The following is a 25,250-nucleotide window of genomic DNA, read 5'->3' as shown; positions in this document are numbered from 1 at the left end:
GGTCCGCGGGCCGGCCGCTGTCGACGACCTCAGGTCGCGGTGTCCTCGCCCGGCTCGAACAGCTGCACGGGTTGGGCCGGCATGATGGTGGAGATCGCGTGCTTGTAGACGAGCTGCGAGTGTCCATCGCGTCGCAGCAACACACAAAAGTTGTCGAACCAGGTCACCACACCCTGAAGCTTCACCCCATTGACGAGGAAGATGGTCAGCGAGGTCTTGTTCTTGCGCACGTGGTTGAGGAAGGTGTCCTGCAGGTTCTGAGCTCGGTCCGCCATTGTCTGTTGGCCTTTTTTTCGGCGTTTGTAGTCGGTTGGTCCGGCGTTGGTCCGAATGCGCGCCAAGGATCCGGAAATGATCCCGGCTTGATGGTATTCCACCGCGAAATCCGTCGAAAGTCACCCCCCGCACGATCGACGCGAGCGAGAATGTTCATGCGTCAAACGCGCATCAGGTGCACTTGTTGCTGCTCTGCAACGAAGTGCGTGCTGCATGAGCGTGGAAAACGTGACGCAGGCGCGAGGCGACCGATCCGGGGGCGCCATTGGCGATCGGGCGGCCGTCGATCGCGACCACGGGCATCACCACGTTGCCGGCCGAGGTGACGAACACCTCCCGCGCTGCGAAAGCCTCCTCGAGCGTGAAGCGACGTTCCTCCACCGCCAACCCCTCGGCGGCCGCCACGTCCATCAGCGTGGTCCGCGTGATGCCGCGGAGGATGCCATGGTCCGCCGGCCGGGTCACCAGCCGGCCGTCGCCGGTGACGATCCACACGTTGGTGGATGCGCCCTCGGTGACGAAGCCCTCCCGGTCCACCAGGATGGCCTCGGTGGCGCCGGCGGCACGGGCCGCCTGCTTGGCAAGGACGTTCGGCAGCAGCCCGGTCGTCTTGATGTCGACGCGGCCCCAGCGGATGTCCGGCTGCGTCACGGTCCGGATGCCGGCCTCGGCCAGCGCGTCGGCCTTCGCCCGGTCGGCCGGCCGGGCGGTCACCACCAGGGCCGGCCGTACGGGCTTCTTCGGGAAGGCATGATCGCGGGGCGCGACGCCCCGGGTGACCTGCAGATAGACATAGCCCGAGCGGATCCGGTTCCGCCGCACGACCTCGCCAAGCACCGCCACCAGCGCGGACCGGCCCATCGGCGCCGGAATGGCGAGTTCGCCGAGGGACCGGTCGAGCCGGTCCAGGTGCCGGTCGAGGTCCACGAAGGCGCCGTCGCGCACCTCCGTCACCTCGTAGACCCCGTCGGCCAGCTGATAGCCGCGATCCTCCACATGCACGGCGGCCTCGCCATGCCGAACGTAGCGGCCATTCACATAGGCCATGCGGAACATCGCCGAGGGCTCCTAGGGTAGCGGGGACAGGCGGAAACGGGTTGGCGTCCCGGTGGGCGGACGTCAGGTCACGTCCACCACCCGGCCGTCCTCCAGGGTGATGCGCCGGTCCATGCGGGCGGCGAGGTCGTGGTTGTGGGTGGCGATGATGGCCGAGAGGCCGGTCGCCTGCACGAGCGCCTGCAGGGCGTCGAACACATAGTGCGACGTCTTGGGGTCCAGGTTGCCGGTGGGCTCGTCCGCAAGCAGCACCTTCGGGGCGTTGGCCACCGCGCGGGCGATGGCCACCCGCTGGCGCTCGCCGCCGGAGAGCTCCGACGGCAGGTGCGTCGCCCGGTGATCGAGCTTCATGTAGGCGAGAAGCTGCATGGCCCGCTCGCCAGCGTCCTTGCGGTCGAGGCCGGCGATCATCATGGGCACCACCAGGTTCTCAGCCGCGGTGAACTCCGGCAGCAGGTGGTGGAACTGGTAGACGAAGCCGATGGCGGTCCGCCGCATGGCGGTGCGCGCCTTGTCGTCCATCTTGCCGCACGCCTTACCGCCGAGCACCACCTCACCAGAATCCGGCCGCTCCAGAAGCCCCGCGATGTGGAGGAGCGTGGACTTGCCGGCCCCGGACGGTGCCACCAGGGCCACCACCTCGCCGGCGTAGAGCTCCATGGCGGCGCCGCGCAGGATCGGCAGCGTGCCCTCCCCTTCGCGGTAGCTCTTGTCCACGGCGGCGAGGCGCAGCACCGGGTCCTCGATGCCGGTGATCACCGAACCGGAGGGCGTGGCGGTGCTCATTCGTACCTCAGGGCGTCGACCGGATCGAGGCGCGCGGCGCGCCATGCGGGATAGACCGTGGCCAGGAAGGAGAGGAGCAGCGCCATTCCGACCACCGTGACGGTCTCGTCCACCTGGATGTCGGCCGGCAGGCGGCTGAGATAGTAGAGCTCCGGCGAGAACAGCTCCGTGGTGGTCAGCCAGGACACGAACTGGCGGATCTCCTCCACGTTGAGGCAGACGATCAGCCCCAGGATGAAGCCCGCGATGGTGCCGGCGACGCCGATGGCCGCGCCGGTGATGAGGAAGACCCGCAGGATCGACCCCCGGCTCGCCCCCATGGTGCGCAGGATGGCGATGTCGCGGCCCTTGTCCTTCACCAGCATGGTCATGCCGGAGATGATGTTGAGGGCGGCGACGAGCACGATCAGCGTCAGGATCATGAACATCACGTTCCGCTCCACTTCGAGGGCGGAGAAGAAGGTGACGTTGCGTTGGCGCCAGTCGGTGACGAGGGTCGGCCGCTCGGCCGCCAGTACCACCCGGTCTCGCATGACGCCGACCTGATCCGGATCCTCCACGAACACGTCGATGGCGGTAACGAGGTCGGGCGTCGCGAAGAAGCGCTGCGCTTCCGCGAGCGGCAGGAACACGAAGGTGCTGTCGTACTCCGACATGCCGATCTCGAAGATGGCCGTCACCGGATAAGACTTCACCCGCGGCGTGGTGCCGAGCGCCGTCACGTTGCCCTTGGGGCTGACGAGGGTGACCCGGTCGCCGAGACCGACGCCGAGGTTCTCCGCCATGCGAAGGCCGATGGCGACGCCGGCGGCGGTGTCGAACGTGTCGAGCGAGCCCTGCCGGATCGTGCCTGCCACAAGTCGAAGTTTGCCGAGGTCGGCGGCCCGCACGCCGCGCACCAGGGCGCCGGTGGCGCTCGACGGGCCGGATGCCAGCACCTGCCCTTCCACGAAGGGCATGGCGAAGATCACGCCCGGCACGCCGGCGATGCGCTCGGCCACGGGATCGAAGTCGGTCAGCGGCGAATCGATCGCCTGCACCACCATGTGGCCGTTGATGCCGAGGATCTTTTCCAGAAGCTGGCCGCGGAAGCCGTTCATCACCGCCATGACGATGATCAGCGTGGCGACGCCCAGCATGATGCCGGTGAACGAGAAGCCGGCGATCACCGAGATGAAGGCCTCGCGCCGCCGGGAGCGCAGGTAGCGCCCGGCCAGCATCCACTCGAAGGGGGCGAAGGGTCGCCCCGCTTTCGCCTCGCTCATCCGGAACTCCTCATCACCGCTCGCCCCGGGGCCGCCCCCGGCGGCCCGCCCCGATCCGCCGCAACTGACCATCCGGATCCGCTGGCCGGATTGGCCGATCCGATCAGGCCTTTTCTGTGACGCGGGCGAGCGCCGACTCCAGCGACACCGTCTGCTTCTCGCCGGTCGCCCGCCGCTTCAGCTCAACCACCCCGTCGGCCAGCCCCTTCGGACCGATGACGATCTGCCAAGGCAGGCCGATCAGGTCGGCGGTGGCGAACTTGGCGCCGGGGCGCTGCTCGGTGTCGTCCAGGAGCGGATCCTTGCCCGCCGCGTTCAGCGTCGCATAGGCGCTTTCGCATGCCGTGTCGACAGCCAAATCGCCGGGCTTCAGGTTGAGGATGGCCGCACCGAACGGCGCCACGGAGTCCGGCCAGATGATGCCGGCATCGTCGTGGCTCGCCTCGATGATGGCGCCGAGGAGGCGCGACACGCCGACCCCGTAGGAGCCCATGTGCACCGGCTTCTCCACCCCGTCCGGGCCCGCCACCTTGGCGCCCATGGCGTCGGAATACTTGGTGCCGAAGTAGAAGATGTGACCGACCTCGATGCCGCGCGCCGAAACCTGACGCTCCTCCGGTAGCGCTCCGAAGGCGGCGGCGTCGTGCATCTCCTCGGTGGCCGCGTACTTGTCCGTGAAGCTCTCCACGATCGGCGTCAGGTCCGCGTCGAAGTCCACGTCCTCGCCCGGCACCGGCGTGTCGAGCAGCGCCTTGTCGCAGAAGACGGCGCTCTCGCCCGTTGCCGCCAAGATGATGAACTCGTGGCTGAGGTCGCCGCCGATCGGGCCGGTGTCGGCCCGCATCGGGATCGCCTTGAGGCCCAGGCGCTCGAAGGTGCGCAGGTAGGCGACGAACATCTTGTTGTAGGCGATGCGCGCGCCGGCCTGATCCAGGTCGAACGAATAGGCGTCCTTCATCAGGAACTCGCGGCCGCGCATGATGCCGAAGCGCGGGCGCACCTCGTCCCGGAACTTCCACTGAATGTGGTAGAGGTTGAGCGGCAGGTCGCGGTAGGAGCGCACCGACGAGCGGAAGATGTCGGTGATCATCTCCTCGTTGGTGGGACCGAACAGCATCTCGCGCTCGTGCCGGTCAGTGATGCGCAGCATCTCCTTGCCATAGGCGTCGTAGCGCCCGCTCTCGCGCCAGAGGTCCGCCGCCTGGATCGTCGGCATCAGGAGTTCGACCGCGCCAGAGCGGTCCTGCTCCTCGCGCACGATCTGCTCCACCTTCTGCAGCACCTTGAAGCCCAGCGGCAGCCACGCATAGATGCCCGCCGACTGCTGGCGGACCATGCCGGCGCGCAGCATGAGGCGGTGAGAGACGATCTCCGCTTCCTTCGGCGTCTCTTTCAGGATCGGCAGGAAGTAGCGGCTGAGACGCATGGAATCCTCGTGTCGGCGGGTCTTTGATGAGCCGCGACAGTCAAAGCGCATCGACCGGCAAAACTCAAGCCCGCCGCCGCGGACCGACGTGATCGGCAAGCAAGCGCGATCCCCCGCGGCGGAGAGCGCGGTCGACCGGGCCAGGCACAAGGTCACGCGGCGCTTGGAATGTCATTCATGACATGCAAGATGCCACATGTGACTTGGGGGGGGCACCTGTGTCGGTGACATCGGATCAAACGATCGAGGCCGGAAAGCAGCGGACCGGCGGGGTCGCGTGGTATCGCCGCGTGCGGTCCGGCTTGAACGACGTTCCCCTGGATCGTCACTTCGCGATCGTGGGTGGCTTGGTCAGTCTGGTCGGGATGCTGGTGATCGGGGCCTTCGTCGGCAGCCGGATCGAAAGCGCCGTGGTTCGCAACTCGGCCATCTCGGCCGCCATCTACATGGAAAGCTTCATCGCGCCCCTCTCGCAGGAGCTTCAGCACAGCGAGGCGCTTTCGCCGGCAGCCCGCGCGCGGCTTGATGGCATTCTGGATCAGCCGGGCATCAACGATGGCATCATCTCCATCAAGATCTGGCGCGAGGACGGCTCGATCGCCTATGCGTCTGATCCGCGGCTGATCGGCCGTCAGTTTGAAGTGAACTGGGAACTCCAAGACGCCTGGGCGGGCGATCTCGTCGCGAACTTCGACAATCTCGACGGCACGGAATCGTTGGCTGAACAGGCGCTCGGGATACCCTTGCTCGAAGTCTACAATCCGATTCATTCCATCAGGACCGGCGAGATCATCGCGGTCGCGGAGTTCTATCAAGACGCGGCTGAATTGAAGAACGACCTGACCCGCGCGTGGTTCACGTCCTGGTCGGTCGTCGCGCTTTCCACCGCCGTCACCTTCGCAGCGCTCTGGGGCATCGTTCGGGCGGCCCATCGAACGATCGAAGGCCAGAAGCAACAGCTCGTGCAGCGGGTGCAGGAAATCTCTCACGTGTCCAAGGTGAACGAGACCTTGCGCGCCAGGATCCAGCAAGCTTCCGAGCGCAACGCCTCGCTGAACGAACAATTCCTGCGGCGATTGGGCTCGGAACTGCACGACGGCCCGGCGCAGGCGCTCGCCTTCGCCAATCTGCGGATCAGCGCCTGGCGCGACCGGGGCGGTCCGGAGGAGTCCGGCCAGATCCTGTCGGCGCTGGAGGAGGCCCTTGCCAACATCCGGCATCTTTCCCGCGGCCTGATCCTGCCTGATCTTGAAGGCAAGAGCGTTGCCGAGGCGATCCGCAGGGTCGCCGAGGCGCATGCGGACAGGACCGGCACACACGTCACGCTGGATCGCAGCCCCGGCGACGCCCGCCCCGGTCTGCCGCAGCTGATCTGCCTCTATCGCTTCGTGCAGGAAGGCCTTTCGAACGCCTGGCGGCATGCCGGAGGGGCGGGCCAGCGCGTGGAATGGTCGTTGAGCGACGGCACCCTGGACGTGACCGTCAGCGACAGCGGCCCCGGCTTCGATCCCCATCTCATCGACGGGTCGGAGCGGATCGGCCTGGAAGCGCTGCGCCAGCGCGTGCAGAGCGTCGGCGGAACCTTCCACCTGGATACCGCGCCCGGCCGTGGCACCCGGTTGATCATGCGGCTGCATCTCAACGGACCTTCGGAGACCGCATGAACGACCCGATCCGCGTCCTTGTGGCAGATGACCATCCGCTCTTTCGAGGCGCCGTGGCCAATTCCCTCGTGGAGGCAGGCGGCGTCGAGGTGGTGGCGGAATGCGGCGACGCGGACTCGGCTGTCTCCGCAGCCGGCGACCATCTTCCCCACGTCGCGCTGATCGACATTTCGATGCCCGGCGACGGGCTGACGGCCGTCGCCCGGATCGCAACCGACTATCCGGCGGTGCGGATCGTCATGTTGACCGCATCCGAACAGGACGACGACCTGATGCGCGCCCTGCAGGCGGGTGCCTGCGGCTATGTGCTGAAGGGCGTGACGGCCGATGCGTTGGCGGAGATCGTCAGGATGGTGCGGTCGGGCGGCAGCTACATCTCGCCCGAGTTCGCCGGACGCGTCTTGACGACCATCGGGGCGGGGAAGGTCAAGACAGCCGGCACGCCGGATCCGGTGTCCGACCTGACGGCACGGGAACTGCAGATCCTGAGGCTCGTGGCGCGCGGGGCGTCGAATCGCGAGGTGGGCGACGACCTCGGCCTGCGAGAAGCGACCGTGAAGTTCTACATGACGAACATTCTGCAGAAATTGCAGGTGCGCAACCGCGTCGAAGCGGCCCTCATCGCGCGCGAGCGAGGCGTCTGAGCCGGCGGGCTGGTGCGGTCGGATCCTCGCAGAACGCCCGGTCGACCAGGACGGCGGCGGCCCGTGGACCCGACCTTGGTCGGAAAAAGGGCCCGACCTTCATTGGATGCCAACGCCACCACCAAGGTTCATGACTGCGGCGAGCGATGACCCGACGGGCCCTCGCCTGGCCGATCCGCCATCGGTTTATCCGGATCGATCCATCGCCCTTCTGCCTGAACCTGGAGTCATGCATGTCCAACCTTAGGTCACCCACGCGCTCTGGCTACGATAGACTTTCCATCGTGTTTCATTGGGCGACGCTCTTCCTGCTGGTGGCAGCTTTTGCCTCGATCGAAGGACGCGTTCTGTTCGAGAGGGGCACGGAAATCCGCACCATGACCAAGGAACTGCACTATGTGCTCGGACTGCTGATCCTGCTGACCACCCTGGCGCGGCTGACCCACCGTCTGGGCAGCGGCGGACGCCCGACGATCACACCGATGCCCGCGACCGTGATGATGATGGCGGCACACGTGATGGCGGCCCTGCTCTACGCGGCGCTCCTGATCACGCCCGTCCTTGGCCTGCTGTCCGTTCAAATGCTCGGAGACAAGGTGAACCTGGGGTTCGGCCTTTCCGTTCCCGCGTTCATCGGGGCTGACCCGGAGGGCGGCGAGATCATCGAACACCTGCATTCGTTCTTCGGCGACACGTTGTACGTCCTGATCGGAGGCCACGCCGTCGCCGCGCTGGCGCACCACTTCCTCCTTCGCGATTCGACGCTGGCGAACATGGCGCCCATGCTGGCACCCACCGTCGCGGATGGCTCCTCGGGTACGCGCATCAAGGCAATGCGCTGAGGCCCGGCCGCCGCAGGTGAGAAAAGCCGCCCGATCCATTCGGGCGGCGTTCCTTAGGGCCGGCTGGAGACCGGTTGCGCCGCCGCCGCGGCCTGCTCCGGTTTGGAGAGGATGCGGGACCGGGGCCGGAGTCATATCTGGCGCGCGAAGGTCGGGGCCGTCCGACGTCGCGCGCCGGGTGACCGTTGTCGAACCGTCAACCGTTCGAGAGTTTCCAGTCCAACCGCCCTTTGCTCCGTCCGGCAGAACCACGGCGCATGGATATGCATTCCGCATAAAGATCGATCGGCGAAACGGATCGTGCGCAATACGACCAAAGGCGCGGCAAATTTTTTGAGCGGACAGTGCCCAGGGAGATGACAACTAAAAGAACGGGGTGTATGGTGCCCTCATAAAAACAAGGAGACACCGGACAGCGGATGTAACGTCTCAACAAACGAGACCGTCTGTTGACTATAGTCAAAGTGTTCCCATCAAATCGCGGTCTGAGTCTTGGGAGGAAAAACCCCGTTGGCGCGGAAATCGCTGCCTCTTCTTTGATCGGTCGGGAGGTCTATTCGGTCAAAGTCGTAAGGGGTCGACACGCGGAACTAGAACAGAGCGGGGCTTCGGCTCCGCTCTTTTGTTTTTTCTTAATCGATTTATGTATTATCGACATTTCCGATTAACACATAGGCATGTCTCTTAAGTGGCCATATCGACGCTCGGCCGCAGGGTGAACGGGTACGGTCCACGACAGCGGCCTGCGCTCTCCCCGTCCCTTCCCGGCCTTGCCGGTCAGGCGTCGTCCGTTGCAATGTCGCCGGTGGCCGCCCGCCCCTTGAAGCCACGCGCACAGACATACATCTCCACGCTTTCCTGCCGGCTGGCCGGCGGCTTGATGTGGCTGACCACCGCGAAATTCTGCTTCAGCATGGTCAACAGGTCGGTCTCGGTCCCGCCGCGAAACACCTTTGCCAGGAAGGCGCCGCCCGGCTTCAGCACATCCACGGCGAAGGCGGCCGCCACCTCGCAAAGGTGGGTGGTGCGCAGATGGTCCGTCTTGTGGTGGCCGGTGGTCGGCGCCGCCATGTCGGAAAGGACCAGATCCGGCGCGTGCCCGCCAAGGGCCGCCATCAGTTGGTCCGGCGCGTCGTCGTCGAGGAAATCCTTGGTGAGGAGGACCACGCCCGGGATGCTGTCGACCTCCAGATAGTCGATCCCGACGACGAGCGGATTGGTCGGCGTCGAACCGGTCTTCTTCGCCGCCACCTGACACCAGCCGCCCGGCGCGGCGCCAAGATCCACCACCCGCATCCCACGCTTGATGAGGCCGTATTTCTCGTCGATCTCGATCAGCTTGAAGGCCGCGCGCGAGCGCCAGCCCTCCTTGCGGGCCTTCACCACGTAGGGGTCGTTGAGCTGGCGCTCCAGCCAGCGGGTGGACGAGGCGGTCCGGCCCCGGGCGCTCTTCACCCGCACCTTGAGGCCGCCGGATTCGGCGCGGCCCTTGCCGGCCTTCTCGGGCTTTTCGGCCTTGCCGCCCGCGGTCTTTGCTCCCGCAGGTTTCGCCCCGGCGGCCTTCGCCCCAGACGGCTTCGCTCCGGACGGAGGGGTCCCGGAGCCCTTGCTGCCGGTCGTCTTGGTCTTGTCCGCCACGGGCGTTCTCGTCTTCTGATCAGGGATTGGCAGGCAGGCCGGTGACTGCCGCAGGCGCCCGACGGCGCCAGACGCCGTCGCGGGCCATGAGTTCCACCAGGATGCCTTCGCGTAGACCGCGATCGGCGACGCGCAGCCGCTCGCACGGCCAGCGCCGGCGAATCGCCTCCAGGATGGCGCAGCCGGCCAGCACCAGGTCGGCCCGGTCCGCGCCGATGCACGGGTTGGCCACCCGGTCGGAGAACTCCATGGTCATCAGCTGCCCGATCATCTGGTCGATGTCGGTGGCCGAGAGCCATACCCCGTCGACCCGCCGGCGATCGTAGCGCTTCAGGCCGAGGTGCATTCCGGCGAGCGTGGTCACCGTGCCGGAGGTGCCGAGCAGGTGCACGCGTCCGGCTGCGATCATGGGGACGATCTCGGCCGCATCCGGGAAGGCGTCGATCATGTCCGCGACCTCCCGGACCATCTCCTCGAACACGTCGCCGTTCACCGTGACACCGCCGTGGCGCTCGGAGAGCGTGACGACGCCGACCGGTAGCGAGGCCCAGGCCTTGATGAAGCGCGTCAGCGCGAACCCTTTGGCGTCGCCGCGCCGGCGAAGGTCCAGCCACACGAGTTCCGACGATCCACCGCCGATGTCGAAGAGGAGCACGCCTTCCGCCCGCGGGTCGACCAGTGTGGCGCATCCGGCAACCGCAAGGCGGGCTTCGGTCTCGCGGTTGACGATCTCCAGCCGCAGGCCGGTCTCCTGGCGCACCCGCTCCAGGAAGATCGGCCCGTTCTCGGCCGCCCGGCACGCTTCGGTGGCGATCAGGCGCATGCGGCGGACATTGAAATCGCCCATCTTTTCCCGGCAGACAGCCAGAGCATCCACCGCCCGGTCCATGGCGGCGTCGGACAGGCGGCCCGACCGGCCGATCCCTTCGCCGAGCCGCACGATACGGGAAAAGGCGTCCACCACGCGGAAGCCGCGCTCCTGCGGTTCCGCGATCAGGAGGCGGCAATTGTTGGTGCCAAGGTCGAGAGCCGCATAGACCGGGGAGCCGCGCGACCCGCGTCGCCCTTCGGCCCGGCCTTCGTCCGGCACGCGGACCGTGGATCGCTCACCGGGGCCGCCACGGGGCGACGACCGATCCGCACCCGCCATCCGGTCGGCCGCGCCGAACCGATCGGTCGGGGGCCGGTCCGGGCGTGCGTCGCCGTCCGAGCGGCGGTCGCGCCCAGGCTGGGAGCGCCGCCGGTCCTGGTCCCGGCCATGACTGTCGGTGGTGCGCTCGCCGGGCTGGGCGTGCTGGCGCAACCCGCGAAGGGCGGCATCGGGTTTTTTCGATCCGCTTGCCGCGCGTTTGCGGCGCTTCGGCCGGTGTGCGGCCTTGGCCGCGCCAGGATCGGCGGCAGCCGCCTTCGGCCCGTCGGATCGCTGTCCGCGTTCCGGCTGTTGAGGCGCAGAGGGTCTGTCCTTGCGATCCGCTTCGGCCGTCGCGGACGCCTTCCGGCGCTTGCGGCGCCGACGCGCCGCCCGCTTGGACAAGGCATCCGAGGGGCCGCTCGGCTGGTCGCCAGCCGAGACACCCGGGATCGCGGACTCTGCGCGGCCGTTCGATTCGCCCGCGTCGTTCACTGTGTGTCTCCTGCGGGCTGCGCGAACCTTTGTGGGGCTCAAGCGCCGTCCGCATCTGTCCTGTTCGGAACGAAGGTATCAGCCATGCGGCTGGAAAGCAAAACACGGGAGGTCGAATGGTCAGAGTCGGCGAAGGGAGCCCGCGCGTTGCCCGGCGGTGGGCCGGGGACGCCAAGAGGCGCTGATCTCGGTGGGGAAAGAGAAGCAAAAGCGTCGACCGCAGCGGGGTGCGGCCGTATCAGGACCGGACTCGGGGCTCACGAGGACGCGCCTGAACACCGACGCGCCCGCGGGGCCTTGGGGCTTCAGCGCGGCAGGACGGGCTTGCGGCCGCAGAAGTGGACCCGCCAGCCTTCGCGGGAGCCGCCGAAGATGTCGCCGGCGTCCCGACTGGGGCGGCGGCGGTCGTCGCGGCGACGCTCGGTCGCGTCGAACTCCGCGGTCAGGCACTCCATGTCCTCGAAGAGAGACTTGAGGCCGTCCGGCGTGAACCGGAAGAAGTCTTCCGGGCGCGGCTGATAGCGTGTGGTGAAGACCGTGGTGTGAAACGTCAGCCCGCCGGGCTTTAAGATGCGTTGGATCTCTTCGGCGACGCGCCAGGGAGACTTGACGTACTCGACCGTGTCGACCGAGAAGACCGCGTCGTAGCTGCCGTTCGGAATATCGCCGAGGGTGGAGACCACGTCGATGGCCATGCCGTCCACCACGATGTCGCGCTGGTCGTGCCGGGCGCCATCCTCAAGCCAGCCGCCGTGGGAATGGCCGCGGTGTCCGATCTCCAGAACCCGGCGGACCTGACCGTGCTGGCGCATCTGGCGGCGGAACAGCGTCTCGGCCCGGCAGGTTTCCCCTGGAGCGAAGCCCTTGAGGCCTGTCGCCAGTCGCGGTGCGACGACGCCCGTGTTGAGCGCGCCGGTGTTGAGAGCGCCGCCCTGGAGGCTGTTCGCCTGGATTCTCGCCCCGGAAAAGACCGAGAGAGGTCCGACGATGCCGAAGAGACGCAGGAGACGCGACCCGAGATTTCGCCGCTGAGCGTTCACCGAACTCATGTGTTGACCTCCGCCCCGATCGCTTTGACCGGTATCGGCGTTCCCTTCCAGGACCTGGATACGATGCCCAGGTCTCTCTTGTTGTTTCGCCAGCTGGTGAGAACGGTGAGGTTCGCGCCATGCCGTCGAATATGTCGCATCTTTCCCGCAAATTCTCTGTCAATGCAAGGCTGAACTGGAAGAATCACTAATAGAATTCGCCACTGGACTGATAGTCAAACCCGATGAAATCACGCCGACTTCCGTTATCCGGCTCAATCATGAAAGGTTGGTTTTATATGACCTCTGAATATAAAGCCCGTCACCAGAGGGTTCGCCTGCTGGCGGCAGTGCTGTGCATTGGTATGTTCCCCGAGGGTCCGGCTGTTGCGGATACTTTGCCACTGCGCACGCCGCCTTCGGGCGCGGACGTTCCGGTTTACCGTCCAAGCGACGCCAGACCGCTTAATTCTCTACCGATTCCCGAAAGCGGCGTGGAAAGTCCGGAGACCGTCCCGATCGAGCGCTCCCGCCCCTCGACGATCTTCGACAGGTGCAGAACACTGCCGGGGGTTGGCGATGGATCGAACCGGCCGAGTTACTGCAAGGGCATCCGGAAGCGCTGACGGCGGAACGGGCCATCCCCTTGACGCGGAACGGGAATCGGATGGATCGCGGCGGATCAGTCGACTTCGTCGGAGGGCACCACCCAGGTCTCGGCGCGGCCGGCGTCGGCCCAGGCCTTCATCGGGGGATAGGCCATGACGGCGTCCATATAGGCGCTTTCCATTTCGCCGACCGGGATTCGGTAGGTTTCGAATCGGCTGACCACGGGGGCGTAGAAGGCATCCGCTATGGTGAAGGGGCCGAAGAGGAAGTCGCCGGTGCCGCCGAAGCGGGCGCGGGTGGTGCGCCAGATTTCCCGCACGCGGGAAATATCCTTTGCGGCAGAAGGGGTTGGCTCGCGCTCGGCGGGGGCGCGGCGGATGTTCATGGGGTAGTGGGAGCGCAGGCCCTGGAAGCCGGCGTGCATTTCCGCCGTGATGGCGCGGGCGACCGCCCGGGCGCTCGGATCAGACGGCCAGAGGCCGGCGGCGGGCGCCTTTTCGGCAAGGTATTCGGCGATGGCGAGCGAGTCCCAGATCGTCAGGTCACCGTCGATCAGCACCGGGACGCGCCCGGCCGACGAGTATTCGGCGATCCTGTCGGCGGTATCCGGCGCATCGAGATCGATGAGGACTTCCTCGTAGGGCAGTCCGCTCGCTTCCAGGACGAGCCAGGCGCGGAGCGACCAGGTGGAATAGTTCTTGTTTGCGATCACGATCTTCATGAAGACATCACTCCTTGGGCGGATCGACAGGGCCGTGGGCGTCGCGCCAGGCACCGAAGCCGCCGATCACATCGGCGACGGGCTTGAGGCCCATGTCCTGCAGGGTCTTGGTCGCGAGCGCCGAGCGCCAGCCGGCTGCGCAGAACAGCACGAACCGTTTGTCTTCGGCGAAGACCTTGCGATGATAGGGAGATTCCGGATCGACCCAGAATTCCAGCATGCCCCGGGGCGCGTGGACGGCGCCCGGAATCCGCCCGTCTCGTTCGAGTTCGCGGATATCCCGCACGTCGACGAAGACCACGTCGTCCCGCCCGTGAAGGGCGATCGCCTCTTCGGGCGTCAGCCGGTCGATGGCCGATTCAGCCTCCGACAGTAGTGCTTTGTAGCCCTTCTGTATGGTCTGGGGCATGGATGTAGCCTCCCTTGTCGCGTGCTTGTAGCCCCTTGTCGCGCTCCTGTTGTCTCAGGCCTTGCGCTCCCAGCCGCCACGAGCCGTCTGCTGCCAGTATGTGACAGCATGGCCCGCTTCCTTCAGCGCCTTCCACGCCACGCGCGCCTCGGCGAGCGCGTCCGGATCGTTGCCGTCGAAGACGAGCACGAGACGTTCATAGACGCTCGCGTCGGTGGGCGGCGGCGCCCGGTCGACGAGGAAACGGACGGCGGCGCCGTTCGGGTTGGCGTCGTCGGTGGTGAGGAAGATCGGGTGCTCGGGAGCGTAGCCGTCGGCCCCGGTGCCGTGCGGCAGGAAGCTCTCGTCGGCGAAGGTCCACAGGTGGGTGTCGAGCGCCTCGACCCGCTCGGCGGACCCCGCCTGCACCACGGCGGTCCAGCCGCGCTCCAGGGTCTTCTGGAGCAGCGGCGGCAGCACCGCCTCCAGGGGGCGGCTGTCCAGGTGATAGAAGAGGACCTCGGTCATGGCGGGCGTTCTACCACCCGAACTGGCTGTCCAGGAAGACGATGACGGCCGCGACCGCGATGGCGCCGGTGACGGCGGAGAGGAGGGTCGGCGGGCGGCCGGTGAAGGCGCGGCCGAGGGTGATGGCGATGAACCAGCTCACCACCGCGATGAAGAGGATCTTCAGGACGAGACGCATGCCGGCAGCCCCCGCTTGCCATGACGACGAGGCCTGCCCTGCCCCGCCGCTGTCCGCCGGATTGAGCCAGAGGTGCGTTAAATTTTCGGATATTTGTATGTGTTCGTCGGGCGGTGGTGGGATGGTGGTGTGGACCCCTCCCCCGGCCTTCGGCCGGACCCTCCCCGCAAGGGGGAGGGATTTGGCGGTTGCAGAGGAGGACGAGGCAGAGCCCCTCGATGTCTGCCCTCAGCCCTCGTAGTGGTCGCGGACGAGGCGGTCGAGGAGGCGGACGCCGAAGCCGGAGCCCCAGGAGCGGTTGATCTCGGTGTCGGCGGAGGCCATGGCGGTGCCGGCGACGTCGAGGTGGGCCCAGGGGGTGTCGTTGACGAAGCGCTTCAGGAACTGGGCGGCGGTGATGGCCCCGCCGTAGCGGCCGCCGGTGTTCTTCATGTCGGCGAAGCGGCTGTCGATCATCTTGTCGTACTCGGGGCCGAGCGGCAGGCGCCAGACCTTCTCGCCGGAGGCGAGGCCGGCGCTGGCGAGCTTCTCCGACAAGGCGTCGTCGTTGGAGAAGAGGCCCGCGTGCTGGGTGCCGAGGGCGACCATGCAGGCGCCGGTGAGGGTGGCGAGGTCGATCATGAAGACCGGCTTGAACCGCTCCTGGGCGTACCAGAGCGCATCGGCGAGGACGAGGCGGCCTTCCGCGTCGGTGTTGATGATCTCGATGGTCTGGCCGGACATGGAGGTGACGATGTCGCCGGGCCGCTGGGCGGCGCCGTCCGGCATGTTCTCCACGAGGCCGAGGATGCCGATGGCGTTGACCGCCGCCTTGCGGCCGCCGAGGGCGCGCATCAGGCCGATGACGGCGGCGGCGCCGCCCATGTCGCCCTTCATGTCCTCCATGCCGGACGCCGGCTTGATGGAGATGCCGCCGGTGTCGAACACCACGCCCTTGCCGACGAAGACGAGCGGCTTGTCCTTCGCCTTGCCGCCGTTCCACTTCATGATGGCGAGGCGCGCCGGCCGCTCGGAGCCCTGGGCGACGCCGAGGAGAGCGCCCATGCCGAGCTTCTTCATGTCCTTGTCGGTGAGGATCTCCACCTCGAGCCCCTGGGCCTCCAGGGCCTTGGCGGCGTCGGCGAACTCCACCGGGCCGAGGATGTTCGGCGCCTCGTTGACGAGGTCGCGGGCAAGCTCCACGCCCGCCGCCACTTCGGAGAGGCCGGCCCAGAGCTTCTTGGCCTTGCCGCTCTCCTCGATGGCGAAGGTGACGGCGGCGGCGGGGGCCGGGTCGTCCTTCTTCTTGGTCTTGTGCTTGTCCCAGTCGTAGGAGCGGAGGCGCATGCCGAGGGCGATCTCGGCGGCGAGCGCCGGTTCGAAGGCGGCACCGTCCGGGCGCTCCAGCACCACGGTGACGGCCGCGGCCTTCATCTCCTTGACCTTGCCCATGAGGACGCCGCCGAGCTTCAGGGCGGCGGCGGCGTCGAAGGCGTCGAGACCGCCGAGGCCGACCACCAGCACCCGGTCGGCGGCAAGGCCGGCAGGCGCCACCACGTCGAGCATGGACTGCGCCTTGCCCTTGAAGGCCGCCGCCGTGAGGGCGCGGCCGAGCGTGCCGCCGGACGTCTCGAGCATCTGCCGGCCGATCGGCCCGAAGCTGTTGTCCCCGTCCACGAAGAGGACGGCCACGCCGGTTTCCGGAACGGCGGGCTTGGCGAAGGAGAAGGTGGGTTGCGATGCCATGGGTGGGACGTCAGCCTTTCTGTGGCGGGCATGTGCCGTGCGGCGGAGCCCGTCCTGGTTCTTGTCTGGTCGGAGACCCTGATACGGCGCCGGTCCTCGGGCCGATCCTCGGGATCGTCGAAAAATACATTGCCCTCCGCTTCCTCAAGGAGGGAGCGGCGTGTCGGTGGGGCCACAAGGTGGCGCGTCTCGTCGGCGACGGCAAGAACCCTCTTGCGCCGGCAAAGGCGGACAAGAGACAAGAGCAGGGCTGCCTCGGCGATCCCGCCCGGCGGCCCGGCGGTCTGCCGCCCGACGGATGCAGTCTATCTGATGCATAAACTGGCGACGCATATGTTCCTGCGGACGGGTCTGGTCTTTTTGGCCGTCCTGACCACCCTCACGGGCATCGTCTGGGTTACGCAGGCGCTTCGCCGGTTCGATCTCGTCACCGCCAAGGGACAGGCGATCGTCACCTATCTGGGCATGACCTTCCTGGCGGTGCCTTTCCTGACGACCGTCGTGGCGCCGTTCGCGCTCGTCATCGCCATGGTGGTGGTGCTTTCCAGCATGCATTCCGACAGCGAGCTCGTCGCCCTGACGGCCGCCGGCGGATCGCACCGGCAGGTGGCGTGGCCGTTCGTGGGCCTCGGGCTGATCGTCGGGATCTGGGTCGCCTTCATCTCGCTGTTCGCCGGGCCGCAGTCGCTCCAGACGCTGCGCGACATGACCAACCAGATCCGCGCCGACGTGGTGGCCAACGTGCTGCAGCCGGGCCGCTTCGTGGAGATCGACGAGAACTTCACCTTCCACATCCGCAACCGGGCCGGCGACGGATCGCTGGAGGGGCTCTTCATCTACGACAGCCGCGACCCGGAGTTCCTGTTCACCTACACGGCCGAGCGCGGCCGGGTGGTGGAGGCGCTCGGCCGCAGCCTCGTCGTCATGGAGAACGGCACCATCGAGCGCACCCGCCGGGCGGACCAGTCGTCCACCTTCGTGGCGTTCGGCTCCTACGGGTTCGACCTGTCCGAGTTGCAGCCGGAGGGCAACGACCGGCCCTATCAGGTGAACGAGCGCACCATCCTGCAGCTTCTGGCGACGCCGAGGGACGACCCGTTCCGGGCGCGGCGGGAGGACCAGTTCCAGGCGGAGATCCACAACCGGCTGACCGTCGGGCTCTATCCGGTGGTGATGGTGCTGGCGGTGCTGCTCTTTCTCGGCCTGCCGCGGACGACGCGCGGCGGCCGGGCGGCGGCCGTCACGGGCGCGCTGCTCACGGCGACGCTGGTGCGGATCGCCGGCTTCCTGGTGGCGGGCTTCGCGGCCTCCAACGCGGCCTTCATCCCGCTGGTGTGGGCCGTGCCGTTGGGGCTCCTCGCCGTGCTCGGATTCGCCATCCTGACCGGGCGCCAGCCGGCGCTGCCGGCCTTCATCGCGGACCCGCTGGACCGGATGACCGAACGCGCGCGGGTGCTCGCAGACCGCACCGTGAAGGCGGGGAGCGGCGGATGATCACAACGCTCCAGCGCTACTACGGGCGGCTCTTCCTGAAGTGGATTCTCGGCCTCTTCCTCGGGGCCGGCTTCCTGGCCTTCCTGATCGACGTGCTGGAGGTGATCCGCTCCAACAGCGACAACGAGAACTTCACCCTGCCGGGGGCGCTCGCGGTTTCGGCGCTGCGCATCCCGCTCGTGACCGAGCAGATCCTGCCGTTCGCGGTGCTCCTCGGCGCCATCGGGGCCTTCCTCAGCCTGTCGCGGCGCTCCGAGTTGATCGTCTCGCGGGCGGCGGGCCTTTCTGTGTGGCAGTTCGCCTTCCCCGGTCTGGTGGTGGCGTTCGGCATCGGCCTCTTCGCGACGGTCGTCTACAACCCGATGGCGACCGCCATGAAGGTGCAGTCGGACCGGATCGCGACCGGCTTCGGCTCGGTGGCCTCCTTCCTGGCCGACACGGCGAGCGACACGTGGCTGCGCCAGCGCACGGCGGAGGGCGAGGCGGTGATGCGGGTCGGCGGCATCGGCGACGCGGGGCGGATGATCCTGGAGCCGACCTTCTGGCTGTTCGACACCGAGGGCCGGCTGACGCGCCGCGTGGAGGCGGTGGTGGGTGAACTGCAGGGCGACGAGTGGCTGCTCTCGGCGGTCATTTCCACAGATATTTCCGGCCAGCCGGAAAATCTGCCGGAACTCCGCCTGCCGACGTCGCTGACCGCGGACCAGGTCCGGGACCGGCTTTCCGCCCCGGAGGCGGTTTCCTTCTGGCGGCTGCCGGAAACAATCGACCAGGCGGCGGCTGCCGGATTACCTCCATATAGATTTAATTTGCAATTTCATGTCCTCCTGGCGAGACCGCTGCTGCTCGCCTCGATGGTTCTCATCGCCGCGACGGTGTCGCTGGGCCTGTCCCGGTCGGGTGGCGTGGGGCGAATGATTCTCGGTGGCGTGAGCGCAGGCTTCGTGCTTTATGTCGTCACTGAAATCGCTCGCGATTTAGGCAGCGAAGGGCTGGTTCCGGCAGCCCTGGCGGCCTGGGCTCCGGCAGTGGTGGCAAGCCTCATGGGGTCGACAGTCCTGCTGCACCGGGAGGATGGCTGAGTTGCAGAATCGCGTCCGTACGAGATTGTCGGCCTCGACGCTTGCCCGGACCTTGTCCGGCGTGGCGCCGGCTGCGCTCGTGCTCCTGATGGCGGCGCCGGTGCCCGCCCCTGTCCGCGCCCAGGAAGCGCCGGCCGCGCCGTCCCTCTCCGGCCTCGCCGTCCCGGCGGGCGAGGAGCAGGGCCGGATGCTGGTGGAATCCGACACCCTCATCTACGACATCGACGACGAGACGATCGCCGCCGTCGGCAACGTGGTCATCTACTACGGCGACTATACCCTGGTGGCCGACCGGGTGGACGTGGAGAGCCGCACCGAGCGGGTCCGCGCCTCCGGCGGGGTGGAGCTGACCGACGCCGCCGGCACCGTGGTGCGGGCCGAGGCGCTGGACCTCACCGACGACCTCCGGGAAGGCGTGATCGACGCGCTGCAGATCGTGACCGCCCAGAACACCGCCTTCAACGCCGACCGCGCCCGCCGCACCGAAGGCGACGTGACGGAGCTTGAGAACGGCATCTACCTGCCGTGCGTGGACTGCGACGGCGTGCCCGGGCGCAAGCCGGTGTGGCAGATCAAGGCCAAGCGCATCATCCACCGCCAGGGCGAGCGGACGATCACCTTCCGCCAGACCACGTTCGAATTCCTCGGCGTGCCGATCGCCTACGTGCCGGCCTTCACGGCGCCGGACCCGACCGTGCGCCGCAAGTCCGGCTTCCTGGCGCCGCGCCCGAGCTATGACGGCGACCGCGGCGTCGGCGTGGTGGCGCCCTACTTCTATGCGCTGGCGCCCAACATGGACGTCACCTTCTCGCCGGGCTTCTACTCCAACCAGGGCGTGCTGCTCGACGCGGAGTTCCGCCACCGGGTGGTGAACGGCGCCTATTCGATCCGCGTCGCGGGCCTGCGCCAGGGCGACCCGACCGCGTTCGAGGAGACCTCCGGCAACCGGCTCTACCGGGGCTCCTTCTCCTCGACCGGAAAATTCACCATCAACGATCGGTGGACATGGGGCTGGGACCTGGCGGTCGCCACGGACCGCTCCTTCTTCGACGACTACGACCGTCCGGAAGCGGACGACGACGTGGCGGTCAACGACGTGTTCCTGGAGGGCGTCGACGGGCGGAACCGGTTCGAGGCGCACGCCTACGGCTTCTTCGTCCAGCAGGAAGACAGCAACGAGGCGGGCGCCCCGGAGCAGGACGTGTCGCTGCAGGCCAAGCAGCCGGTCGTGCACCCGGTGATCGACCACGAGATCTACGCGGACGAGCCGGTGGCGGGCGGCGAGTTCTCCGTGCGCAGCAACGTAACGAGCCTGACGCGGGCCAAGGACGACATCTTCGAGTTCGAGACCGGTCCGGACACGCGCCTGCGCGGGGCCGCGGGCACCTTCACCCGCGCCTCCGTCGACGCGCTCTGGCGACGCCGGCTGGTGGACGGCCTCGGCCAGGTGTTCACGCCGTTCGCCTATGTGCGCGGCGACGTGTTCTTCACCGCGCCGGAGGACGGCAGCGCGCTCGGCCTCGGCGACGGGGACGTGGCGGTGCGGGCGATGCCGGCGGTGGGGCTGGAGTACAGCTACCCGATCCTGTTCCAGTCGGCGATCGGCTCCACGGTGATCGAGCCGACGGCGCAGTTGATCGTGCGCCCGAACGAGACGGAGACGGGCGACATTCCGAACGAGGACGCGCAAAGCCTCGTGTTCGACGCCACCTCGCTGTTCGACTACGACAAGTTCTCCGGCTACGACCGCGCCGAGGGCGGCACCCGTCTCAACGTGGGCTTCCGCTACTCCACGCAGTTCAACAACGGCTTCTCGCTGACCGGCACGGTCGGCCAGTCGATCCACCTCGCCGGCACCAACTCGTTCCAGACCGACACGGCCTACGACACCGGCGCCGACAGCGGGCTGGAGTCGGACGCCTCGGACTATGTGGCCTCGCTCAACATCAACACGAGCCGCGGCCTCCTCTTCGGCGCCAGCACCCGTTTCGACGAGGAGACTTTCGACCCGAACCGGGTGACCGCCCAGGTGGTGGGGCTCGCCGGGCCGCTGACGACGGCGGTGACCTATGCGTTCCTCCGCGAGCAGCCGGAGCTCGGCATCGACGAGGACCGGTCGGAGCTTCAGGCGGCGGCGAGCCTGCGGCTCGACACCCACTGGCGGCTGTTCGGCGCGACGCGGTTCGACATCGGCAACGACAACTTCGTCCGCCACGCCTTCGGCGTCGGCTACGACGACGAGGCCTTCTCCTTCTCGCTCGCCTATTCGGAGGACAAGACCCGAACCACCGGCGAGGCGACCGACCGGACCATCTACCTGCGGCTCGGCTTCCGCACCCTCGGCGACATCAACGGCTCGTTCGACGTGATGCAGTAGGCTGGCCGCCCCGATCCCGCGGGGTGCGCCTTCAAACCGCCACGGGTGCCCGATAACCGCTTGTCCGGCTTGACAGGTCCGTCCCGGACGAGACTAGTTCGGCTTCGACCACCGATCACGCGACGACGATGTGCCGGACGACGGCTCTTCGAGACGGATGCCATCCATGCTGAGACTTCCTCTTCCGACCTCGCGCCTCCTGAAGGGCCTCGCCGCTGCCGTTATGGCGGGCTTTCTCGCCGTGGCGGTGCCGCCCGCCGGGCCGGCCCTCGCCCAGTCGTCCATCAAGGTGATCGTCAACGACAACGCCATCACCTCCATGGACATCTCCAGCCGCGCCAAGCTGCTGCAGCTCGCCAACCGGCTGTCGCCGGGCGCCGCGCAGAAGGCGGCCGTGGAAGAGCTGATCGACGACTCGCTGCGGCTGAACGAGGCCAAGCGGCGCGGCGTGACGATCAAGGACGAGCAGGTCAACGAGGCGATCGCCGAGATCGCGGCGCGCTCCAAGCTGACGCCGTCGCAGTTCGCCCAGGCGCTCGGCCAGTCGGGCATCAACATCAAGTCGCTGCGCGAGCGAATCCGCGCCCAGATGGCCTGGGGCCGCATCATCCGCGCCCGCGTGCAGCAGAACGTGCGCCAGGAGCAGACCGACCTCGTCGCCCAGATGCGCCGCCAGGAGCAGTCGGCCGACACGGTGACAGCGGAGGACTACGTGCTGCAGCGGGTGGTGTTCACCCTGCCGGCCAAGCGCACCGACAGCGACATCCAGCGCCGCCGCCGCGAGGCCGAGGCGCTGCGCGGCCGCTTCGACGGCTGCGAGCAGGGCCTGCCGGCCGCGCGGGCGATGAAGGAGGTGGCGGTGCTCAACATCGGCCGCCGTCTCGCCAGCGAAGTGCCGGCCCAGATGCGCGAGCAGGTGAAGGAGACCCGCAAGGGCCAGCTCACCCGCCCGGAAGTCACCGACCAGGGCGTCGAGATGCTGGCCGTGTGCGACAAGATCACCGTCACCGGCGAGAGCGCCATGTCGGCGAGCCTCGACGCGGAACAGATGAGCGCCCAGGGCAAGACGGTGTCGGAGAGCATGCTCCGCGAACTGCGCCAGCGGTCCAACATCATCTACCGCTGAGCCGGATCGCCGCCGTCCATGGATCCTTCCAGTCCCGCACCGGGCCGGCCCGCCCTCCCCCTCGCCATCAGCGTCGGGGAGCCGGCCGGCATCGGCGCGGAGATCGTGGCGCGGGCCTTCGAGCGCCGTAACGACGCCGGGCTGCCGCCCTTCTACCTCCTCGCCGACCCGGACTTCGTGTTCTCCCGGCTCGCCCGCGCGCGCATCGGCGTGCGGGTGGAGACGACCACGCCGGAAGGCGCCACCGCCTGCTTCCGGACCGCGCTGCCCGTGGTGCCGCTCGCCGCCCGCATGGGCGACCGGCCCGGCCGGCCCGACCCGGCCGACGCGCCGGCCGTGGTGGAGGCGATCGAGACGGCCGTCCGCCACGTGGCGGAGGGGCGCGCGGCCGGCCTCGTGACCGCGCCGATCCAGAAGGCGACGCTTTACGCGGCCGGCTTCGACCATCCGGGCCACACGGAATTCCTCGGCGCCCTTGCCGCCCGCCACTATCCGGGCGAGCCGGCCGAACCGGTGATGATGCTCGCCGGCCCCGACCTTTCCACCGTGCCGGTGACGGTGCACATCCCGCTCAGCGCGGTGCCGGGGGCGCTGACGACGGAGCGGATCGTCACCGTCGGGCGGATCGTGGCGCGGGACCTTCAACGCCGGTTCGGGATCGATGCGCCGCGCCTCGCGCTCGCCGGGCTCAACCCGCACGCGGGCGAGGACGGCACCATGGGGCTGGAGGACCGGGACGTGATCGCGCCGGCCGTGGCCCGGCTCGTGGCGGACGGCATCCGCGCCACCGGCCCGCACCCGGCCGACACGCTGTTCCATGCCCGCGCCCGCAAGGCCTATGACGTGGTGCTGGCCATGTACCACGACCAGGCCTTGATCCCGGTGAAGACCATCGCGTTCGACGAGACAGTGAACGTGACACTGGGCCTGCCCTTCGTGCGCACCTCGCCCGACCACGGCACGGCGCTCGACATCGCCGGCAAGGACGTGGCCCTGCCGGACAGCCTGATCGCGGCGATCCAGCTTGCCGGCCGCATGGTGGCGCGGGCGAAGGAGGCCGGCGGGGGTGTTGCTCCGGGACCGGTGGCGCGCTCGTCATGACCCAGATCGACGACCTGCCGCCGCTTCGCGACGTGATCGAGCGGCACGGCCTGCAGGCGATGAAGAGCCTGGGGCAGAACTTCCTGCTCGACCTCAACCTGACCTCCCGGATCGCCCGCTCGGCGGGAACCCTCGACGGCCACACGGTGGTGGAGATCGGCCCCGGCCCGGGCGGGCTGACCCGGGCGCTGCTCGCCAACGGCGCCGCGCACGTGGTGGCGATCGAGCGCGACCGCCGCGCCATGGCGGCGCTCGCCGAGATCGAGGCCGCCTATCCGGGCCGGCTGACGGTGATCGAGGGCGACGCGTTGACGCTCGACACCGTTGCGCTGGGCGCCGGGGATGGCGCGGGCGGAGCCGGCCGGCCGCTGCGCATTGTCGCCAACCTGCCCTACAATATCGCGACGCCGCTCCTGATCGGCTGGCTCTCCGGCGAGCCCTGGCCGCCGCGCTGGGCCTCCATGGCACTGATGTTCCAGAAAGAGGTGGCGGACCGCATCACCGCCCACGCAGGCGACGATGCCTATGGGCGCCTCGGCGTGCTGACCGGCTGGCGCACCCGGGCGACCCAGATGTTCGACATCTCCCCGAAGGCCTTCGTGCCGCCGCCGAAGGTGACCTCCACAGTGGTGCACTTCGAACCCCGCCCGACGCCCCTGCCCTGTCGCCAGGGCGCCCTGGAAGCAGTCACGCTCGCGGCCTTCGGCCAGCGCCGGAAGATGCTCCGCCAAAGCTTGAAGAGCTTGGGTGCGGATCCGCAGGTGCTCTGCGAGGCGGCTGGGCTGGACCCGACGCAACGGGCCGAAACGGTGCCCGTGGCGGGGTTCGTGGCGCTCGCCAATGCGTGGGATGGGGTGATGGGGCGGGGGTGATGGGGGGGCGTCCCCGAAAATCGCCGCAAACACCGACATGGTCCGGTTCTGCCGGCCCGTGGATGCCTTTTCGTGGTGTCAGTCGAAAATGCATGGGTGGTCCGCCTGCGCGGACCATGACGATCGAGGGTGGGGGTGAAGGGGCGAGGGAGCGACGCCGGGGGCGGGTTCGGCCGGAGTGCTAACTCTCTTTTCATCGTCATGGTCCGGTTCTGCCGGACCAGCCACGCATTTCCCTGGTGCGCGCGCGAAATGCGTGGGTGGTACGCCTTCGCGGACCATGACGATCGGGGCGGGGGTGGCGGGTGGCCGGTGGTTCGCGTGTCCTGCCGCCGTCTTCTCACCCGCACCCGTCATCCCGACGCACGTCGGGATCCAACCGACGGAGTGGGCCGGTACGCCGGGGCGGATGATGCGCCGGACGATTGGGCCCCAGCCTTCGCCGGGTTGACGGCCGGCTTCTTCGGGTGCGGACTTCTCCTTCCTCGTCATGGTCCGGTTCTGCCGGACCAGCCACGCTTTCCCCCGGTGCGCGCGCGAAATGCGTGGGTGGTCCGCCTGCGCGGACCATGACGATCGGGGCGGGGGTGGCGGGTGGCCGGTGGTTCGCGTGTCCTGCCGCCGTCTTCTCACCCGCAACCGTCATCCCGACGCACGTCGGGATCCAACCGACGGAGTGGGCGGGTTCGCCGGGGCGGATGATGCGCCGGACGGTTGGGCCCGGGCGTTCGCCGGGGTGACTGCCGGCTTCTTCGGGTGCGGACTTCTTCATCCTCGTCATGGTCCGGTTCTGCCGGACC

Annotated in this window: 22 protein-coding genes; 9 read left to right on the top strand and 13 right to left on the bottom strand. The window is 68.2% G+C overall.

Annotated elements, in window-relative coordinates; genetic code table 11:
* Positions 1-29: 29 nt before the first annotated feature.
* The 5 genes from hfq to proS form a co-directional block, all read right to left on the bottom strand.
* Positions 30-275 carry an RNA chaperone Hfq gene (hfq, locus tag BUQ68_RS20380; RefSeq protein ID WP_075217868.1) on the bottom strand — a complete coding sequence of 82 codons (246 nt, stop codon included), beginning with the start codon at positions 273-275 and terminating at the stop codon, positions 30-32.
* A gap of 172 nt (positions 276-447) precedes the next feature.
* Positions 448-1,332, bottom strand: coding sequence for a D-amino-acid transaminase (locus tag BUQ68_RS20375; RefSeq protein ID WP_075217867.1), 885 nt, complete (start codon positions 1,330-1,332; stop codon positions 448-450).
* Positions 1,333-1,395: 63 nt separating this feature from the next.
* The gene (locus tag BUQ68_RS20370; protein WP_075217866.1) at positions 1,396-2,118 is read right to left on the bottom strand and encodes an ABC transporter ATP-binding protein; all 723 of its coding nucleotides are present in this window, start codon (positions 2,116-2,118) and stop codon (positions 1,396-1,398) included.
* On the bottom strand, positions 2,115-3,383 hold the full coding sequence (locus tag BUQ68_RS20365; RefSeq protein ID WP_075217865.1) for a lipoprotein-releasing ABC transporter permease subunit: 1,269 nt from the start codon (positions 3,381-3,383) through the stop codon (positions 2,115-2,117). Before BUQ68_RS20365 ends, BUQ68_RS20370 begins: the two co-directional genes overlap by 4 nt.
* A gap of 103 nt (positions 3,384-3,486) precedes the next feature.
* Complete coding sequence (gene proS / locus BUQ68_RS20360; RefSeq protein ID WP_075217864.1) at positions 3,487-4,809, bottom strand: proline--tRNA ligase; 1,323 nt, start codon at positions 4,807-4,809, stop codon at positions 3,487-3,489.
* A 218-nt stretch (positions 4,810-5,027) separates the two neighbouring features.
* Here proS and BUQ68_RS20355 point away from each other — a divergent pair, with 218 nt between their 5' ends.
* The 3 genes from BUQ68_RS20355 (at position 5,028) to BUQ68_RS20345 (ending at position 7,959) form a co-directional block, all read left to right on the top strand.
* A complete protein-coding gene (locus BUQ68_RS20355; RefSeq protein ID WP_083656762.1) occupies positions 5,028-6,473 on the top strand; it encodes a sensor histidine kinase in 1,446 nt (481 codons plus the stop codon).
* Positions 6,470-7,117: a response regulator gene (locus BUQ68_RS20350; RefSeq protein ID WP_075217863.1), complete on the top strand. Its 648-nt coding sequence runs from the start codon at positions 6,470-6,472 to the stop codon at positions 7,115-7,117. The genes BUQ68_RS20355 and BUQ68_RS20350 overlap by 4 nt, the downstream gene beginning before the upstream one ends.
* Positions 7,118-7,350: 233 nt before the next feature.
* Positions 7,351-7,959: a cytochrome b gene (locus BUQ68_RS20345; RefSeq protein ID WP_075217862.1), complete on the top strand. Its 609-nt coding sequence runs from the start codon at positions 7,351-7,353 to the stop codon at positions 7,957-7,959.
* A 777-nt stretch (positions 7,960-8,736) separates the two neighbouring features.
* Here BUQ68_RS20345 and BUQ68_RS20340 read toward each other — a convergent pair.
* From BUQ68_RS20340 to BUQ68_RS20310, 8 genes are all read right to left on the bottom strand, one after another.
* A complete protein-coding gene (locus tag BUQ68_RS20340; protein ID WP_075217886.1) occupies positions 8,737-9,420 on the bottom strand; it encodes an RlmE family RNA methyltransferase in 684 nt (227 codons plus the stop codon).
* A 196-nt stretch (positions 9,421-9,616) separates the two neighbouring features.
* Positions 9,617-10,687 (bottom strand): Ppx/GppA phosphatase family protein, encoded by a 1,071-nt coding sequence (locus tag BUQ68_RS20335; RefSeq protein ID WP_425349559.1) that lies wholly within the window; start codon positions 10,685-10,687, stop codon positions 9,617-9,619.
* 839 nt (positions 10,688-11,526) lie between these two features.
* Entirely contained in the window at positions 11,527-12,270 is a 744-nt protein-coding gene (locus BUQ68_RS20330; protein WP_075217861.1) for a methyltransferase domain-containing protein, read from the bottom strand.
* A 661-nt stretch (positions 12,271-12,931) separates the two neighbouring features.
* Positions 12,932-13,579 (bottom strand): glutathione S-transferase family protein, encoded by a 648-nt coding sequence (locus BUQ68_RS20325; protein ID WP_075217860.1) that lies wholly within the window; start codon positions 13,577-13,579, stop codon positions 12,932-12,934.
* 7 nt (positions 13,580-13,586) lie between these two features.
* Positions 13,587-13,988 (bottom strand): rhodanese-like domain-containing protein, encoded by a 402-nt coding sequence (locus tag BUQ68_RS20320; protein WP_075217859.1) that lies wholly within the window; start codon positions 13,986-13,988, stop codon positions 13,587-13,589.
* Positions 13,989-14,042: 54 nt separating this feature from the next.
* The gene (locus BUQ68_RS20315; protein WP_075217858.1) at positions 14,043-14,495 is read right to left on the bottom strand and encodes a DNA polymerase III subunit chi; all 453 of its coding nucleotides are present in this window, start codon (positions 14,493-14,495) and stop codon (positions 14,043-14,045) included.
* A 10-nt stretch (positions 14,496-14,505) separates the two neighbouring features.
* Positions 14,506-14,673 (bottom strand): hypothetical protein, encoded by a 168-nt coding sequence (locus tag BUQ68_RS23910; protein ID WP_175577871.1) that lies wholly within the window; start codon positions 14,671-14,673, stop codon positions 14,506-14,508.
* Between the two features lie 228 nt (positions 14,674-14,901).
* Positions 14,902-16,398: a leucyl aminopeptidase gene (locus BUQ68_RS20310; RefSeq protein ID WP_075217857.1), complete on the bottom strand. Its 1,497-nt coding sequence runs from the start codon at positions 16,396-16,398 to the stop codon at positions 14,902-14,904.
* A 312-nt stretch (positions 16,399-16,710) separates the two neighbouring features.
* Between BUQ68_RS20310 and BUQ68_RS20305 the strand changes: the two genes are divergently transcribed.
* From BUQ68_RS20305 to rsmA, 6 genes are all read left to right on the top strand, one after another.
* A complete protein-coding gene (locus BUQ68_RS20305) occupies positions 16,711-17,892 on the top strand; it encodes an LptF/LptG family permease (RefSeq protein ID WP_075217856.1) in 1,182 nt (393 codons plus the stop codon).
* A complete protein-coding gene (gene lptG, locus BUQ68_RS20300) occupies positions 17,889-18,974 on the top strand; it encodes an LPS export ABC transporter permease LptG (RefSeq protein WP_075217855.1) in 1,086 nt (361 codons plus the stop codon). Before BUQ68_RS20305 ends, lptG begins: the two co-directional genes overlap by 4 nt.
* A gap of 1 nt (position 18,975) precedes the next feature.
* Positions 18,976-21,351: an LPS-assembly protein LptD gene (locus tag BUQ68_RS20295; RefSeq protein ID WP_175577870.1), complete on the top strand. Its 2,376-nt coding sequence runs from the start codon at positions 18,976-18,978 to the stop codon at positions 21,349-21,351.
* A 166-nt stretch (positions 21,352-21,517) separates the two neighbouring features.
* Positions 21,518-22,477, top strand: coding sequence for a SurA N-terminal domain-containing protein (locus BUQ68_RS20290; RefSeq protein ID WP_175577869.1), 960 nt, complete (start codon positions 21,518-21,520; stop codon positions 22,475-22,477).
* Positions 22,478-22,495: 18 nt separating this feature from the next.
* Positions 22,496-23,578, top strand: a complete 1,083-nt coding sequence (gene pdxA, locus BUQ68_RS20285) for a 4-hydroxythreonine-4-phosphate dehydrogenase PdxA (RefSeq protein ID WP_075217853.1) — start codon at positions 22,496-22,498, stop codon at positions 23,576-23,578.
* A complete protein-coding gene (rsmA, locus tag BUQ68_RS20280) occupies positions 23,575-24,450 on the top strand; it encodes a 16S rRNA (adenine(1518)-N(6)/adenine(1519)-N(6))-dimethyltransferase RsmA (protein WP_075217852.1) in 876 nt (291 codons plus the stop codon). Before pdxA ends, rsmA begins: the two co-directional genes overlap by 4 nt.
* The last annotated feature ends 800 nt before the right edge of the window (positions 24,451-25,250 follow it).

This window comes from Mongoliimonas terrestris (assembly GCF_001927285.1).
GTDB classification, from domain to species: Bacteria; Pseudomonadota; Alphaproteobacteria; order Rhizobiales; family Pleomorphomonadaceae; genus Chthonobacter; species Chthonobacter terrestris.
Note: the sequence above shows the minus strand (reverse complement) of the source record. Positions and strands in the feature narration are given on the sequence as shown.

Coding starts and splice junctions, on each gene's coding strand:
- hfq (WP_075217868.1), bottom strand. CDS start 275: ATGGCGGACCGAGCTCAGAACCTGCAGGACACCTTCCTCAACCACGTG.
- BUQ68_RS20375 (WP_075217867.1), bottom strand. CDS start 1,332: ATGTTCCGCATGGCCTATGTGAATGGCCGCTACGTTCGGCATGGCGAG.
- BUQ68_RS20370 (WP_075217866.1), bottom strand. CDS start 2,118: ATGAGCACCGCCACGCCCTCCGGTTCGGTGATCACCGGCATCGAGGAC.
- BUQ68_RS20365 (WP_075217865.1), bottom strand. CDS start 3,383: ATGAGCGAGGCGAAAGCGGGGCGACCCTTCGCCCCCTTCGAGTGGATG.
- proS (WP_075217864.1), bottom strand. CDS start 4,809: ATGCGTCTCAGCCGCTACTTCCTGCCGATCCTGAAAGAGACGCCGAAG.
- BUQ68_RS20350 (WP_075217863.1), top strand. CDS start 6,470: ATGAACGACCCGATCCGCGTCCTTGTGGCAGATGACCATCCGCTCTTT.
- BUQ68_RS20345 (WP_075217862.1), top strand. CDS start 7,351: ATGTCCAACCTTAGGTCACCCACGCGCTCTGGCTACGATAGACTTTCC.
- BUQ68_RS20330 (WP_075217861.1), bottom strand. CDS start 12,270: ATGAGTTCGGTGAACGCTCAGCGGCGAAATCTCGGGTCGCGTCTCCTG.
- BUQ68_RS20325 (WP_075217860.1), bottom strand. CDS start 13,579: ATGAAGATCGTGATCGCAAACAAGAACTATTCCACCTGGTCGCTCCGC.
- BUQ68_RS20320 (WP_075217859.1), bottom strand. CDS start 13,988: ATGCCCCAGACCATACAGAAGGGCTACAAAGCACTACTGTCGGAGGCT.
- BUQ68_RS20315 (WP_075217858.1), bottom strand. CDS start 14,495: ATGACCGAGGTCCTCTTCTATCACCTGGACAGCCGCCCCCTGGAGGCG.
- BUQ68_RS23910 (WP_175577871.1), bottom strand. CDS start 14,673: ATGCGTCTCGTCCTGAAGATCCTCTTCATCGCGGTGGTGAGCTGGTTC.
- BUQ68_RS20310 (WP_075217857.1), bottom strand. CDS start 16,398: ATGGCATCGCAACCCACCTTCTCCTTCGCCAAGCCCGCCGTTCCGGAA.
- BUQ68_RS20305 (WP_075217856.1), top strand. CDS start 16,711: ATGCATAAACTGGCGACGCATATGTTCCTGCGGACGGGTCTGGTCTTT.
- lptG (WP_075217855.1), top strand. CDS start 17,889: ATGATCACAACGCTCCAGCGCTACTACGGGCGGCTCTTCCTGAAGTGG.
- BUQ68_RS20290 (WP_175577869.1), top strand. CDS start 21,518: ATGCTGAGACTTCCTCTTCCGACCTCGCGCCTCCTGAAGGGCCTCGCC.
- pdxA (WP_075217853.1), top strand. CDS start 22,496: ATGGATCCTTCCAGTCCCGCACCGGGCCGGCCCGCCCTCCCCCTCGCC.
- rsmA (WP_075217852.1), top strand. CDS start 23,575: ATGACCCAGATCGACGACCTGCCGCCGCTTCGCGACGTGATCGAGCGG.